16 protein-coding genes are annotated in these 14,898 nt (G+C 61.2%); 4 read left to right on the forward strand and 12 right to left on the reverse strand.

All coding sequences use genetic code 11. The annotated features are described in order from the left end of the window. Nucleotides 1–115 precede the first annotated feature (115 nt). Together HWX53_RS09895 and HWX53_RS09900 are read right to left on the reverse strand one after the other, a co-directional pair. Entirely contained in the window at nt 116–1,186 is a 1,071-nt protein-coding gene (locus HWX53_RS09895) for an FUSC family protein (protein WP_175940690.1), read from the reverse strand. A 19-nt stretch (nt 1,187–1,205) separates the two neighbouring features. Further along, entirely contained in the window at nt 1,206–2,132 is a 927-nt protein-coding gene (locus tag HWX53_RS09900) for a LysR family transcriptional regulator (RefSeq protein ID WP_175940691.1), read from the reverse strand. A 112-nt stretch (nt 2,133–2,244) separates the two neighbouring features. On the opposite strand from HWX53_RS09900, the gene HWX53_RS09905 reads away from it, so the two are divergent. Continuing rightward, entirely contained in the window at nt 2,245–2,679 is a 435-nt protein-coding gene (locus HWX53_RS09905; protein WP_175940692.1) for a VOC family protein, read from the forward strand. Between the two features lie 90 nt (nt 2,680–2,769). Here the strand turns inward: HWX53_RS09905 and HWX53_RS09910 are convergent, their stop codons facing one another. Together HWX53_RS09910 and HWX53_RS09915 are read right to left on the reverse strand one after the other, a co-directional pair. Beyond that, nucleotides 2,770–3,054 (reverse strand): hypothetical protein, encoded by a 285-nt coding sequence (locus tag HWX53_RS09910; RefSeq protein ID WP_175940693.1) that lies wholly within the window; start codon nt 3,052–3,054, stop codon nt 2,770–2,772. A 214-nt stretch (nt 3,055–3,268) separates the two neighbouring features. Then, on the reverse strand, nt 3,269–4,633 hold the full coding sequence (locus tag HWX53_RS09915; RefSeq protein ID WP_175940694.1) for an MFS transporter: 1,365 nt from the start codon (nt 4,631–4,633) through the stop codon (nt 3,269–3,271). 249 nt (nt 4,634–4,882) lie between these two features. Here HWX53_RS09915 and phnN point away from each other — a divergent pair, with 249 nt between their 5' ends. Both phnN and HWX53_RS09925 read left to right on the forward strand, forming a co-directional pair. Next, the gene (gene phnN, locus HWX53_RS09920) at nt 4,883–5,440 is read left to right on the forward strand and encodes a phosphonate metabolism protein/1,5-bisphosphokinase (PRPP-forming) PhnN (RefSeq protein ID WP_175940695.1); all 558 of its coding nucleotides are present in this window, start codon (nt 4,883–4,885) and stop codon (nt 5,438–5,440) included. Nucleotides 5,441–5,568: 128 nt separating this feature from the next. Then, nucleotides 5,569–6,315, forward strand: coding sequence for a Pr6Pr family membrane protein (locus tag HWX53_RS09925; RefSeq protein WP_175940696.1), 747 nt, complete (start codon nt 5,569–5,571; stop codon nt 6,313–6,315). Nucleotides 6,316–6,322: 7 nt separating this feature from the next. On the opposite strand, the gene HWX53_RS09930 is transcribed toward HWX53_RS09925, so the two are convergent. From HWX53_RS09930 to HWX53_RS09965, 8 genes are all read right to left on the reverse strand, one after another. After that, entirely contained in the window at nt 6,323–6,631 is a 309-nt protein-coding gene (locus HWX53_RS09930) for an EthD family reductase (protein ID WP_175940697.1), read from the reverse strand. Nucleotides 6,632–6,670: 39 nt separating this feature from the next. After that, nucleotides 6,671–7,540: an MBL fold metallo-hydrolase gene (locus HWX53_RS09935; protein ID WP_244140062.1), complete on the reverse strand. Its 870-nt coding sequence runs from the start codon at nt 7,538–7,540 to the stop codon at nt 6,671–6,673. A gap of 68 nt (nt 7,541–7,608) precedes the next feature. Further along, the gene (locus HWX53_RS09940; RefSeq protein WP_244140063.1) at nt 7,609–8,505 is read right to left on the reverse strand and encodes a quinoprotein dehydrogenase-associated SoxYZ-like carrier; all 897 of its coding nucleotides are present in this window, start codon (nt 8,503–8,505) and stop codon (nt 7,609–7,611) included. Continuing rightward, nucleotides 8,493–9,524 (reverse strand): quinoprotein relay system zinc metallohydrolase 2, encoded by a 1,032-nt coding sequence (locus tag HWX53_RS09945; protein ID WP_244140064.1) that lies wholly within the window; start codon nt 9,522–9,524, stop codon nt 8,493–8,495. Before HWX53_RS09945 ends, HWX53_RS09940 begins: the two co-directional genes overlap by 13 nt. A gap of 6 nt (nt 9,525–9,530) precedes the next feature. Next, nucleotides 9,531–10,298: a hypothetical protein gene (locus HWX53_RS09950; RefSeq protein WP_175940699.1), complete on the reverse strand. Its 768-nt coding sequence runs from the start codon at nt 10,296–10,298 to the stop codon at nt 9,531–9,533. Next, nucleotides 10,295–11,173 (reverse strand): substrate-binding domain-containing protein, encoded by an 879-nt coding sequence (locus tag HWX53_RS09955; RefSeq protein WP_175942303.1) that lies wholly within the window; start codon nt 11,171–11,173, stop codon nt 10,295–10,297. Before HWX53_RS09955 ends, HWX53_RS09950 begins: the two co-directional genes overlap by 4 nt. A 90-nt stretch (nt 11,174–11,263) precedes the next feature. Then, complete coding sequence (locus HWX53_RS09960; RefSeq protein WP_175940700.1) at nt 11,264–11,677, reverse strand: c-type cytochrome; 414 nt, start codon at nt 11,675–11,677, stop codon at nt 11,264–11,266. A gap of 89 nt (nt 11,678–11,766) precedes the next feature. Next, nucleotides 11,767–13,575, reverse strand: a complete 1,809-nt coding sequence (locus tag HWX53_RS09965) for a methanol/ethanol family PQQ-dependent dehydrogenase (protein ID WP_175940701.1) — start codon at nt 13,573–13,575, stop codon at nt 11,767–11,769. A 378-nt stretch (nt 13,576–13,953) separates the two neighbouring features. Here HWX53_RS09965 and HWX53_RS09970 point away from each other — a divergent pair, with 378 nt between their 5' ends. Further along, complete coding sequence (locus HWX53_RS09970; protein ID WP_175940702.1) at nt 13,954–14,328, forward strand: 4a-hydroxytetrahydrobiopterin dehydratase; 375 nt, start codon at nt 13,954–13,956, stop codon at nt 14,326–14,328. The last annotated feature ends 570 nt before the right edge of the window (nt 14,329–14,898 follow it).

Consider the following 14,898-nt stretch of genomic DNA (forward strand, 5'->3'; position numbering starts at 1 on the left):
GATGTGTCGACTTCGAATCCGACCGGATAGCGGCTTACGGACGATGTGATTGCTTACACGCTACAAACAGCGGGTGTCAGTGTCAATACCGGAGCGGGACAGAACGATCGTTCTATCAAGCATCGCGCTGCGGAACGGTCCGCAGAGGAAACACCAGCCTTGCGCAAAGCAATCCGATGGCGCCGCCGAGAAGCGTCTCCCATGCGCGCGCGGCGAGCAGCGGCACCGAATGAACGCCGCTCGCGGCCAGCGTCACGACGAGCGCAAAGGCGAAGGCTCCGCACGCGATGTCGTAGCGCTCCGGCAGCGCCATCGCGTAGACGATCATCGCGATGGCAGCCATCGCCCAGACGAGAAGCGGCGCATGCTCAGCAAGCGGCAAGCAAATGATTCCGATGGGGACGCCCACCAGCGTGCCATAGATACGCCTTCGCACACGGTCCGCCGTTCCCACCGCGGACGTCGCGACGACATAGACGCATGCCGTGATGGCCCACGCCGATTCGGCGAGCGCGAACGCCGCATCGAGCAGCGCGACGACGAGCGCGCCGCTCGCTGCTTGCAGACCCATGGCAAAAGCGGGCGACACCGCCTGTCTGCCATAGACCGGCTGCGATGCGAGCGCAGGCGGCACCACAGGATGTTCCGCTGGTCCGCTCAAGAGACGCGGCACGATGGCCGCGAGCATGGCGATCAGCAGGGCGACCACGATTGCCCACGTATCCATCGGCGCGAGCTTCATCACGTAGGCGGCCACCTGGCCGATATAGAACTGCGATCCGATGCCAGCGCCCGTTACGCCGAAACGCTTTAAATAGCCCGCAAAAAAGGCCCCGGAGACGAGGATGAACTCGGCACCGCTGCGGCCGTGTTCGTCGAACCACGGTCCAAGCCATGCAACGGTGAACGCGCCGCACGCCGCCGCGAGGCACAGCACCGCGAGGTCCCGGCTCGATTCACGCCGCGTCGCGCGCGCCTCGGACACGCTCGCCCACAGCGCGAACGTCGCGGCGAGCGAGCCGACCGACACGCTTGCGGGCACGTCGCGCGTCACATCGTGCAGTGCGCCGATGGCCGCCGCAAGGCCATACGCCGTCACGAGCCGCAAGCCCTTGACGCGCCGATGCGTGCCTGGGTCCACGCGTTCGAACCATGCGGTCATTGCCAACAGGTAGCGAGCGTTCATCGCGATTCACCTTGTGCCTCTATCTGCGCTTCTTCCGCGCGGGTCGTTCAACCGCCTTGGCTCGATCTAAACCCGTGCCGCGCGCGGCTGCCTCGGCGATGCATTCGGCAAACCGCGCCGCTGCGTCGTGATCGGCGCGCCGCGCCCGCTCGACGAGACCGATCTCGCGGTGAAACGTATCGTCGCCGAGATCGTGCGCGACGGTGCCTCGCGGCCACGCACCGATGCCCGCCGACTTCGGCAGTAACGCGACACCCATGCCGCGCGCGACGAGTTGCGCGATGCCATGCAGTTCATCGGCCTCGATGGCCTCTCGCACGGCAATGCGCTTCTTGCGCAGGAAGACGTCGACTTGCCGGCCCCCAAACGAGCGCCGGTCGTATCGAATGAACGGCTCGCTTTCTATCAGCTCACGCCATGTCGCGCGCTTCTTTGCGGCCGGCGCGAGCAATACGAACGGCTCCGCGATAAGCGTGCGCCAGCGCAGTTCCGCAGGCAACGAAAACGGCGGGCGAATGATGACGGCCATGTCGGCTTCGGCGGCATCCACCTGTGCGAGCAGATTGAGCGACACGCCCGGCACGAGACGTATGCGCCATGCCGGCATGTCGCGCCGGAATGAAGCGATGGCATCGGGCAACAACGCAGCATGCGCCGATGCGATTGCGCCTACCGAAAGCGTGCCGCCCCGCCCTTCCTCGCCGCTGGGTTCGGCAAGACGCGCATAGAGCGCGATGAGTTCATCGGCGAGTTCGAGCGTGCGGCGCCCTGCTGCGTTCAGCGTCGCTGAGCGGCCGGTGCGATCGAAAAGCGCAAAGCCGAGATGCGCTTCGAGCCGCTGCATTTGCGCGCTCACCGCCGATTGCGTCAAGCCGATATGCGCCCCTGCACCGGCAAAGGTGCCGTGGCGGGCGACCGCCATGAAAGTCCTCAATTCGCGCAGCATGTGATCGATCGATTTCGTTGTTGCTCAGACCCGCAATTTATCGTTTTTCATGGAATTCGTTCATGAATACACTAGCGGCTTCTCTGGATCAACCCTCACGGACCTCTTGACCATGAACACCCCGCACGACGCCATGCCGCCGTTTCATCTCGCGTTTCCCGTTCACAGTCTTTCGGATGCGCGCGCGTTCTATGGCGAACTGCTCGGCTGCCCCGAGGGACGCAGTTCGGAAGACTGGGTGGATTTCAATTTCTACGGGCATCAGATCGTCGCGCACCTTGCGCCGGACGAAGCCGGTCATCGCTCGACGAGCGCGGTCGATGGCGATGCCGTGCCCGTGCGCCACTTCGGCGTGGTGCTGTCCATCCCGCAGTGGGAAGCGCTCGCGGAGAAACTGAAGGCGGCGGGGACGCGCTTCATCATCGAACCGCATATTCGCTTCAAGGGCGAAGTCGGCGAGCAGGCGACGATGTTCTTCCTCGACCCGTCGGGCAATGCGGTGGAAGTGAAGGCTTTCGCCAACATGGCGTCGCTGTTCGCGAAGTGACCTTCTGAGTTTTCATTCGCTCGCGCTGCAAAAGAAACGGGACGCCATCGGCGTCCCGTTTTTTACATCATGCGAGCGTAATGCTTACGCTTACTGCCCCGAGCCGCTTGCGCTGACCGGCGCGCCGGGGCCGCCCGGCGTTGCGCTGTCGCTCTGGCCAGCGGTCGAGCCGCTGTTCGAGGACGAATGCGTGCTGTGCGATTTCTTCTTCGAATGCGAGTGCTTGTGCGACATTCCCGAGCCCTGCGTGGTGGTCTGCGCGTTGTCGCCCGCTTGCAGGCCCGTGGCCGAGCTCGGCGGATTGTCCTGCGCGAGCGCGGATGCGCAAACGAGAGCGAATGCGCCGGCGGCGCAGGAGAGAGCGATACGTTTCATGTCGAATGACTCCTGTTGGCGGTTTGCGAATGCGATGGTTGCAGCTTGTTCTGCATGGCCGTCGAGTGATGCAAGCGACGGCTGGTCGCAAGACGTCTGGAGCATGGGACGTGCCACGGTCTGACGATTCGCAAGCTGACAAGCCCCCATCACCGTGACAATCGACATGACAACGCGGCGCGCGCCACCACCCGCCGCGAATCGCACAACGGGTTCAGTGGCCCACTGGCCCCGTAGCCTTGAGATCGGCATTGACCGCGCGCTGCGGATGAGTGGCCTGTTTGATGAGGAGCGCAACCGCAGAGACGAGCCCCGCGACCGCGATCACCGCGAAGATGCCGCCGAAGCTGAAATGCAGGCGCGTGAGTTCGGCAACGAGGAACGATCCGGCAATGCCGCCGAAGCGCCCGATGCCGAGCATCCACGCGACGCCCGTGCCGCGCCCCTGCGTCGGATAGAACGCGGCGGCGAGCGCGGGCATCGACGATTGCGCGGTGTTCATCAAGACGCCCGCGAGGAACACCACCAGCACGAGCAAGCCGACGTTGCCCACGGCCTGTCCGATGCAGTAGACGCTCACCGCGGTCAATGCATAGCATGCTGCAATCACGCGGTTCGCGTTGAACTTGTCCATCAGCACGCCGAGCAGCACCGCGCCGACGCCGCCGAGCGGAAACAGCGCGGAAATCAGCGTCGCGCGTTGCGGGCTCAAGCCGGATTCCTTGAGGAGAATCGGCATCCAGTTGATCGATGCATAAAAGATCACGAGGCCCATGAAGTACGCGAGCCACAGCATGATCGAGCCGATCACATAAGAACGCGACAACACCACGCTCATGCCGCTCTGCCCCTGCACGGCAGGCGCGGCTTCGGTCATGAAGAAGGAGCCGGCGTGGCGAGCATCGTCGGAAATGCGGGCAAGCGTCGCGCGAATCTTCTCGACGGGCTTCGACTTCGCCACCATGTAGCGCACCGATTCCGGCAACGTGATGAGCAGCAGCACCGCAAGCGCGAGCGGCGCGACGCCGCCGAGGAACAGCACGCTGCGCCAGCCGAACTGCGGGATCATCCACGCCGCGAGGAAGCCGCCGAATGCAGCGCCCAGCGGAAAGCCGCAGAACATCAGGTTGATGAGCGTGGCGCGACGGTTGTCGGGACAGAACTCGCTCATCATCGTGACGGCGTTCGGCATGGCCGCGCCGAGGCCCAGGCCGGTGATGAAGCGCAGCGTCGTCAAATGCTCGAGGCTCGCGGAATACGCCGATGCAAAGCAGGCGACGCCGAAGATGATCACCGACGACAACAGCATCGCGCGGCGGCCGAGGCGGTCGGACAAGGGCCCCGACAGCAACGCGCCCGCGGCGAGGCCGAAGAGCGCCGCGCTCAATACGGGCGCGAGCGCCGGCCGGCTGATGTGCCACTCGGTAACCAGCGACGGCGCGATAAAGCCGATCGCGGCCGTATCGAAACCGTCGAGCAGCACGATGACGAAGCACATGCCGAAGATGAGCCATTGGAACGGCGAAAACGGATGCTCGTTGATGAACGTCTGCACGTTCACGTTTGGACTTCTGCTCACTTCATTCCCTTCCGAAAGAGACGATGAATGTTCGCTATGCGAACAGCGATTCACATAGCGAACTATGCGTTTCGCGTGAGAATACGGAATAGCCCCATGTGCCGCAACGCGGGGTTACCCGGAAATGAAAGGACGTGGCGGCCGACTCGTCAGACTGAATCGATGTCTGACGCCGTTGCGGACCATACTGTCATCACGAGTTGCACTCTACAATCGATCTTCGAACGCGAACATTGCACAGGACATCGCATGAGCAAGATGGAAAGCGCGAGGCTGATCTATGTCATGGGCCCTTCCGGGGCGGGCAAAGACTCACTGTTGGCGTTCGCGCGTGAACGCGTCGGCGCACGCGTGATGTTCGCGCATCGATACATTACGCGCGCCATGACTGACGGCGAGAACCATATCGCGCTCACGCCCGACGAATTCGCCTCGCGCCTTTCTCACGGCCTCTTCGCGATGCATTGGGAAAGCCTCGGTCTGCGCTATGGCATCGGCATCGAAGTGGATGCGTGGCTCGCGCGCGGCATCTCCGTCGTCGTCAACGGTTCGCGGCAGCACGCGCCTGAGGCGCTCATGCGTTATCCGGACGCATGCTTCGTCCATATCGATGCGGCGCCTGCCGTGCTGGCCGCGCGGCTTGCGAGGCGGGGACGCGAAGACGCGCGACAGATCGAGGCGCGGCTCGCACGCAGGCCCGCGTTTGAACTCCCGCGTCATGCGCGCGTGGTCCACATCGATAATTCCGGCTTACTTGCAGAAGCCGGCAGCCACTTCTTGAGCATCGTCGGTCACGCCGGGACATAGCGCGCCACGCTCAAATAACGCGTTCTCTGATCAAGCCCGACAATAGTCACGCACGAAGGCGTCAGAATGCATACATGACCGCCGAGGCGCCGTCTGCACGCTTTCACATGCGCCGATAAAATGACCGCATGTCCCAATCCCAAGAGAACTCGCGGCGGCACGAGCCCGACTTGCCGCTTCATACCCCCAGCACTGCTTCGCTCGCTCTGGCTGCGGCTATCGCAATGGTCGCGTGGCTTGCCATCGCGGCGCAAACGGACCTGACCATCGCACGCTCGCTCGATCGCGGCCTGACCGTCATGGACGGCATCGCGCGCATGAGCAGCTACCTCACGAATCTGACGGTATTGCTCACGGCCATCTGTTTCACGTGTGTCGCCACGCGCGCTCAGGCACCGCTTGCGCGCTTCTTTCGTCAGCCGACGGTCGTGACGGCAGTCGTCGTGTATATGGTCTTCGTCGGCATCGCGTATAACACGCTGCTGCGCTTCTTATGGACGCCATCGGGCTATCGCGCGTTCGTCAATGAATCGCTGCACACGGTGGTCCCCGCGCTTTCTGCGTTGTACTGGCTCTTGTTCGTGCCGCGCTTTCATCTTTCCTGGCGGCGATGCGCGCTCTGGCTCGTCTATCCGCTGGGCTATCTCTTCGTGACGCTATGGCGCGGAAGCGAGTCGGAGTTCTACCCGTACTGGTTCATCGACGTGTCCGAGTTGGGTTACGAGCGCGTGTTTCTCAACGCCGCGATGCTAGTCGTGGCCTTTCTCGTGCTGATGAGCGTCTTTCTCGTCATCAATCACCGGCGCGACGATCTGCGCGTGCCCGATCCGGAAGTCGAATCCGACGACGTATCGGATTCGGGCGCGCCACATTGAAAGACGCTTAGGCGTCCTTGGTATCGAACATCAATAACTCGACGCCCGCCTGCGCGAAGTTGGACAAATCGCCGGCGGTTGCCTGGCCTTCCGGCGATTCAAGCGCGGACCGGATCGCATCGAGCGAATCGAATTCGAGCACGGCGACGAGGTGATACGGCGATTCGCCTTGCGCCACCGTGACTGGTCCCGTGCTCAACTCATAACGCGTGAGACCCGGTAGTTGTTTGGCCAGCGGAACGTGCGTTGATGTGTAATGGGCATCGAATGCCTGTTTGTCCGACGGCGTTTTATACAGCGCGACCAGCTTGGCCATGTCGTGTCTCCTTGGTGTGGGCCTGCTTGAAAGAACGGGCTACTGCTTTTCCAACTGAAGATAGATGCGTTGCACGTTCTGCGGCTGCGCGGTGGTGTACAGCTTATAGCCGCTGAACGTGGGCAACTGCACTGCGTGCATTGCCTGCGTGAGACTCATGCCGCTCTTATAGGCTTGCTTCACGGATGCATCGAGCTCGCGCAAATACAAGCCGGTCTGCAAGATCGCGTCGCCGCGCAAAGGCGGACCGAACGCGGGCACGACGGTGTTCAGATCGAGCGCACGCAGGTTTTCGAGCGCAGCGAGCCAGCCCGGTATCTGCTCGTTGCGCAGCTCGGGAATTCGGCCATTCGATACCAGACTGCCCGCGAAGAGGACACCGGTTTCGGTATCGAGCACGGCCAGATCGCCGGGTGTGCTCGCGGGGCCGAAATGCAGCAATTGCAACTTGCGTCCGCCGTTCTCTATCTCAGTGGTCCCGTCGATGGTGCGGTCAGGCACGGTCACGCGCGAGCCCGCCATCTCATCTTCGCCGAGTGTCTTGCGCAGATTCGCGAGACAGATCGAGCAGCGATCATGGATAAGTTGCGCCGCTCGAACATGCGCGAGTATCGGCACGTTCTGGTCGCGAAAGGCAGCGGCGCCGAAGACGAATTCCGGCGCTTGATGCGTGATGATGACGAGCGTCACCGGCAAAGGCGTCACCTTGCGGATGGCTTCGATCATCGCGCGGCCATAACGATAAGACGGCCCCGTGTCGATCACCGTTACCCCGCTCTTCCCCACGATAAAGCCGTTATTCGCGACGATGCCATGATTCTCCGGCGCCACGGCGTTCCCGGTGCCGATGAACGCGTACACGCCCGGCGCAATGCGCATTGGCGCGGGCATGCCGGCAAGCGCAGCCATCGCCGGTCCAGCCAACGCACCGCATGCGAGGAAAAGCGCGGCAATGAGTAGCTTCGCGCAGCGCAGCGTCATTTCATTGCCGACGCTTGCCCGGCCGCTTGAGTCTGGATAGCGATCGCGCCTTCGAACTGCTTGTTCTTGGTGTCCTCGATATGCGCTTTCAACTCGCCATTTCCGGTCGGCAGAAAGTAAAAGCGAAAATTCGGGTTCTCGCTGATCGAGAAGTTGACGTTCGCCGTCATCACCGGTTTATCCGCATAGGTGACGGCGACCTTGCGAATGAAATAGGCCGTCGCATAGTTGCGCGTGATCTGGTTCATCGCCATGCCCGTGCGGTTTGGATGCCGCACCATCACTTGCGCGAGTTGCGGCTTGCCGGCGACCGCCGCGCCCTCCGATTGCAATCGAACCGCGCCTGCCGCGCGTTCGGCTGCATCGTCGTCCTTGTCGGCGGGTGCCGAGCAACCGCCCGATGCCTTCACGAAGCGCACCGCGCTATACAGGTGCCCGTCGTTTGTTTCGGCGATGGCGCGCATGAACGTATAGTCCTCCACGCGCACGCGCGTTTCGATGCTCGCCAGTCCCGACTCGGGCGTGAATTCGAAATAGCCCGCGTACGGCTCGGGGTTTTCGTCGATGAAAAGGTAGATCTTCTTGATGTAGTGCGCGGGACTTTGCGCGAACTGTGCGTTGATTGCGATAGGAACGACTGCGGCGTCTGCCGCGCGTGCTGGAGCGTCGAGCGTGATGACGGATTCGCCATGCGTATCGACCGTTCGTCCCTTGAATGCGCCTTCCTTGAAATCGAGCCAGCGGGCGACCTTGTTCGGGTCGTCGTCCGGCTGTGCCGCTTGCGCGAGCGATGCCATCAACGCAAGCAGCGCGAACAGTGCGCCGCGCGCGCGCATAGAGCCAGGCGTATCGGTCATCATGATGCCCTCCATGCTGCCTGTTACTGCTCCCATTCGAGTTCCGCATAAGCGGCCGTCACATTGCGACGATGGTAAATCTCGTAGAGCAACCACTTGTCGCGCTGATCGAGGCCAACGGTGTCTACGGCTTGTTGAATCGTCGCCCCGCGCCTGATGGCCTCGCGTACGTCACGCGCGAGTCCGGCAAGGTACTGCTCTTCTGCTTCCAGTGACTGCTGCCACGGCGGATCGAGCGGACCATGTCCCGGCACGACATGTCGCGGATTCATCTGCTTAATACGTGCGATGTCATCAAGCCAGCCGACGACACTTCCATCCACCACCGGGATGCAGCGCACGAAAAGCAGATCCCCGGTCCATAACGTGCCGCTCTTCTCATCGTATACCGTCAAGTCGTTGTTGGTATGCGCTGTTTGCCATGTGCGCAGGGTCAACGGACGGTCGCCGAGATCGAGCATTGCGCTGCCATCCACCGTTTGCGTCGGCCCGATGATTTCACTACCTTCGGCGATGTCTCCGAGCTCCCGGTTCAGCGCGCGAAGATAATTCTCCACGCGCGACGCCTCCGCTTGCGCGAGCTTCACGCTTCCAACGAATTGCGGATGATCGTCCACGAATGCCGCATTGCCGAAGATATGGTCCGGGTGCATGTGCGTGTTGATGACATAGCAGACCGGCAGCGGCGTGATCTTTCGTACCGCCTGCCTCAGCGCGCGTCCCTCTGCGAGCGTGCCGCCCGTGTCGATCACCGCCACGCAGCGCGTACCGACGATGAAGCCCACGTTCGCGATATCGCCTCTGTTCGCGCGTGTCGCAATGTCATCGTGGCCGCGATGCGCGTATTCGCCGGGCGCAATCTGCTGAATGGAGAGCGGCGGTTCCGCGCGCGTCGGTCCGACGAGAAGCGCAAACAGCAACAACGCATGCCATGTGAATGACAGCGCCTTGATGCGTGATCGCGCCGAAATCGCACACATCTGCGGGATGAATGCTTCGCGTCCCGGCGCACGCGTAGTCGAGCGGACGAGATTCACGCGCACCTTGTCGCTCATGCGGCCTTATCGGCTCGCACGCGGCACATTCCCCGCCTTCACAGGCGCGCCCGCGGGCGGCGACAGATTCTTGAGCGCCCCTTGATAAGTGATCGTTTCCCTTTGCAGCGGATGGGCGAAGTCGTTGCCCGTGCCCGGCACTTCGGTGCGAATCATGAGAAGGCCGCCGGGCACATCGTCCGCGATCACGAACGTATAGCGCTTGCCCGTGTACTGTGAGAAACGTTCGGCATTGGGATCGTTCAGGTAAGGCTGAATGACGACCTGATGCGCCGTCACATGCTTGCCGCGTCCGATTCCGAGGGCATCGCTCGATACGGGCGTGATCGCCGGAGCAGCTGCCAATGCGAGACGAACGCGCTGCTGAAAATAGCGCCGCTGTCCGCCCGTCAGTTGCTCCATCTCGGCAATGTCGTGTTCCAGAAAATAGATGATGACCGGATTGCAAGGGAGACCGCCGGGTACATTCACAGGACCGGTGCGGTCTGTCACGCGCGCATCGTTCTTGCTGTTGCCGGGACTCACGACGAGCACGCGCACCGTATCGCTGACTTTCGCGGGCGGACCGGAATAGTCCACGGAGTAATCCAGTTCCGTCTGCGGCTCGACGCCGCTCATATGCGGCTGCAGGAACACGAGGCGTTCGGCGGGCGCAATGTCCGCCCCCGGCGCCGAAGCAACCGGCGGTGCTGCGGCGAACGCGCTATGCCCTTGCGTCAGGCCCAGCGCGCACGCGATCATCACCGCGCATAGAGTGACGGCAGGCGTTCTCATTGTGCTTGCGCGGGTTGCATCGGCTGGAGAGGCAGCAGCGGCACTTGATAGCTCGTCAATATCTGGTCGATCTTCGGCTGATTCGACGCAATCCAGTTATCGACCTTGTCGCGCCATGCTTTCTCTCCGTACCGCACGCCCATGGAGATTTCGAAGTCGAAGCGAATGCCGGGCTGCGGCGGGAACGGAACGAGCCTTACTTTGTTGTCCGAACGATTGACGAAGTATCCGGCAATCGGCCCCCAGACGAACGCAGCATCGACGTTGCCTTGCGACAGGTCGTGCTCGATCATCTCGCCGGGAAACGCCTCGGGATCGCCGCTTTGCCCTTGATACGACACCGCCTGTTCGATGAGGTTATTCCTGAGGAGCCAGTCCACGGCCGGGCTCTTGACGAAGATGCCCAGCTTCATTTTCTTGAGTTGGTCCGGCGGCAGACTCATGAGGTCAGCGGGCGTCTTGATGTTCGCGTATTCCGGGCGATTCGGAAAGACCATTGCGTAGGTGGAATGCAGATACGGCCGCGTCGTCGCAGTGAGTTCATAGCCCTTGGGTACGCCGATGATGAGATCGCACTTGTATTGCTCGGTATTCGGCACCTTGTCGCGCAGCGTATTTCTCACGAAACCCATGCGCTGCGGATAGAACGTGTATTCGAGCTTATAGCCGAAATCACTCGCCATCTGGCTCGCGATTTTGTTCTCGAAGCCTTCGCCTTTCTGGTTCGAGAGCGGCATGTTGTTCGGATCGGCGCATACGCGCAACACGCCGTCCGCGCCGTCGTTGTTCGGCAGGTTCGGCGGCGGACCGCCTGCGCCCTGGGCTAACGCGGCGTCGGTCGAAAGCAGAACAAACGCTGACAGCAATGCGGCCATGCGACCGGATCGCACCGTACGACTGGCCTTACGCTGAAACATGAAGCCTCCGGGAGTAGAAGCGGTCATCGTGCGCCGCTCGCGATGCCTTCACTTCGCATCGATTGCTTGCAGGTCGCCCGGATTGATCTTGCCGTCGGACCGTCCCTTCAAATAGGTGTAGAGATTCTCCCAATTCTTCTGCATCATCTGGCTCGCGCTGAAGTCGGGCATGCCCTTGTCGACACGTCCGCCGAAGACTGTGCGATGAAATTCGTTCTTGTCGAGCGTCTTGAAAGCGTCGACCAGCGAGGGACCGACGAGACCTTCCTGCTTCGCCCCGTGACAGCGTTCGCACGCGAGCGCGCGCCAGGTACGCCATCCTTGCAGCGTATCGTTGTCGACCTTGTTGCCGTCGACGACCTGATACGCCACCGGCTTCATCTCCCCTGAAGAGGTCTGAGCGAAAGGCGCGGATGACGCAACGAGCGCTATCGACAACACCAGGATGGTTCGGCCTATCATTCGCGTGTCTCCTTCAATATGTTTTTTATGCAAGGCTCTGCTATGCGCGGCGGCACGCATGCCGCCGCGCGATCCTGCTCACGCCTGTATCAACTCGGGACAGCGAAGATGAAGAGCGTGCCGCCCAGCGCCGTATACTTCGCGAGTTCGCGGTACCCGCCTACCGCACCGAGACCTTCCGTCGACTTTTCGAGTCCTGCTGCCATGCCGATGCCGGCCCAGCCGCCGATGCCCGAATATACGCCGACATATTGCTTGCCCTGGTACTGATACGTGAACACGTTGCCGATGATGCCGGACGGCGTCTTGAACTTCCACAGTTCCTTGCCGTCCCTGATGCGTACCGCCTTGATGTAGCCTTCGAGCGTGCCGTAGAACACGATGCCGCCTGCGGTTGCCAGCGCGCCGGACCACACCGAGAACCGCTCGGGCTTGGACCATGCGATCTTGCCCTTGGCCGCATCCCACGCGATAAAGTTGCCCATCGCGCCGTTCTCGTTCGGACCCGGATACATCGAAAGCGTTGCGCCGACGAACGGCTGACCCGACACGTAGTCGACCTGGAACGGTTCGTAGTCCATACAAACGTGATTGGTCGGAACGAGGAAGAGACTCGAGTTCGGATCATATGCGGCAGGCTGCTGATCTTTCGATCCGAGCGCGGCAGGACAAATACCCTTCACGTTGTGATCCGGACCCGCCTTCTGTGTCGAATAGCTCGCGTTGCGAATGGGCAGGCCGCTCTTGATATCGACGCTATCGGCCCAATTCACGGCCGGATCGTACTTCTGCGCGACGAGCAGTTCGCCGGTTTCGCGGTTCAGCGTATAGCCGAAGCCGTTGCGGTCAAAGTGAACGATCGCGGGCACTCGCTTTCCGCCGATGCTCAGGTCCGACAAGATCATTTCATTGACGCCGTCATAGTCCCACTCGTCGTGCGGCGTCATTTGATAGACCCACTTCGCTTTGCCGGTATTCAAGTCGCGCGCGAAGATCGACATCGACCATTTGTTGTCGCCGGGGCGCTGGGTCGGATTCCACGTGCCGGGGTTACCCGTGCCGTAGTAGACAAGGTTGAGTTTCGGGTCCCATGCATACCATCCCCATGTCGTGCCGCCGCCGTACTTCCATTGATCGCCTTGCCAGCTCTTGGTCGACGAGTCGGCGCCCACGGGCATCATCTTGCCGTCGGACCACGTCATGGTTTGCTGCGGGTCGAGCAACATCTCATCGTCGGGGCCCGTGCTATAGGCCTTCCACACTTCCTTGCCGTCCTTGATGTTGTACGCCACGAGGCGGCCACGCACGCCGAATTCGCCACCCGAAATGCCGGTCAACACCTTGTCGCCGAATACGTGTGGCGCGTTGGTGTTCGTCTCGCCTTTCTTCGGATCGCCGTTCTGCGCGCTCCATACGACATCGCCTGTCTTGGCATCGAGCGCGACGAGTTTCGTATCGGCTTGCTGGAGGAAGATCTTGCCGTCGCCGTAGGCGAGGCCGCGGTTGACTGTGTCGCAACACATCACGGAGATGACTTGCTGATCCTGCTTAGGCTGGTATTGCCAGAGGAAGGTTTGGTCTTTCAGGTTGACTGCGATGACTTTGTTGGGGAATGGCGAATGGATATACATCGTCTCGCCGATGACGAGCGGCGATCCTTCGTGACCACGTAGCACACCGGTGGACATGGTCCAGGCGACTTGCAACTTGCCGACGTTGTTCTCGTTGATCTGTTTGAGCGTGCTGTAGCGGTGATTCGAGTAATCGCCCGCTTGCGCTGCCCAATTCGAAGGATTCTTGATGAGGCTGTCGAGTTGCGAATCGGCCTGCGCTACATAGGAATTCAGGCCTGCTGTCGCAACCACCGCCAGTCCAAGAACCAGGGTGCGTAAGTTCATGTCTCCTCCAGAATGGTGATGCCTCCGACCCAGGGATGACCACGCTACCGGGTTGCATCGCGCGCGCCTTCTCAATGCAGGTAACGAGCTACGCTGTGCCCGGTCATGGCCGAACGCATGCGTATCGACGCCAATTGCATATTCCATGCCGGTGTAGTGCGCTCGTGCGCGTATTGCGATGGGGCGGGAGTGACATCCTGTTCGCTCACGTTCGCGCGTGAGTGCGCGGTGTATCGCGAGACATACTGTGTCAAATACGCGAAATCGCTGGGTCTATAGGTTTGATTTCTGACGCGCCGCAGCAGTGTTTGCGTTTGCTTGTGTGCCTACGACGATGACGCGCATACTGAATCACTCACGTATGTTCCGGACCTCGCCATGACTTCAGCCGAGAAGGTGTACTCCGATGCGGAGATCGCCGAGCGTCTCAACGGTGCGCTCAAACACTGGTACTTCGAGGACGGATGGCTCAGGCGCAAGTTCCGCACGGAAGGCTGGAAGGGCACGCTGATGGTCGTCAATACGGTGGGCCATCTTGCGGAAGCGGCCTGGCATCATCCGGACCTTACCGTTTCTTATGCCTTCGTTATCGTTAAGCTCAAGACGCATTCGGCCAAAGGCATTACCGATAAGGATTTTGCGCTTGCTTCCAAGATCGAAGAAGTCGTGCAGTGGCGGCCCTCGCTCGAGGGTGGGCCTCTTAGCGGGACGCCCTCCGATGATCAGCGGTTTCGGTATATCAAGTACGATTGATTTTCTCGCTTGTTTCTTGCGGGGCGTTTCTTGTCGTGGAACTTGTATTCGTGTCGGTCTATTAGTGTTGCCCCTCCCCGGGGCGGGGGTCACTTTCTTTGCTGCTGCAAAGAAAGTAACCAAAGAAAGCAGCTTTTGTGAGCCCACAGCAGCAAGAGCGTGGTCACTTCGCAGAAGAGCATTGGCCATCAGTTTGAAGCAACCCTGAATCACCTTCCACGCCCGCTGAGCACAACGTCCTCCGAGCCCCTTGGCTCGCTAGCCCCGAACGCTTGCAGCGGCATGCGTGCTTCTCAAGCGTTGGTCTAGCCACGTTGGGACGTCGTCTGAACGGACTCTTGCGCGGCACAGCGCGCGATCTCAAGCGCGAAGCGCTGAACCGGGTGTGGTGTTAACGAGCCAAGGGGCTCGGAGGACGTGGCGCTCAGCGGGCGTGGAAGGTGATTCAAGGCTGGTCATCAGCTGAGTGCCACGGACTCTCTACAGAGTGACCACACTGTTATTGCTGCGGGCCCAAAAAAAGCTGCTTTCTTTGGTTACTTTCTTTGCAGCAGCAAAGAAAGTGACCCC

Origin of the sequence: Caballeronia sp. BCC1704 (genome assembly GCF_902833455.1) — a bacterium.
Lineage (GTDB): Bacteria > Pseudomonadota > Gammaproteobacteria > Burkholderiales > Burkholderiaceae > Caballeronia.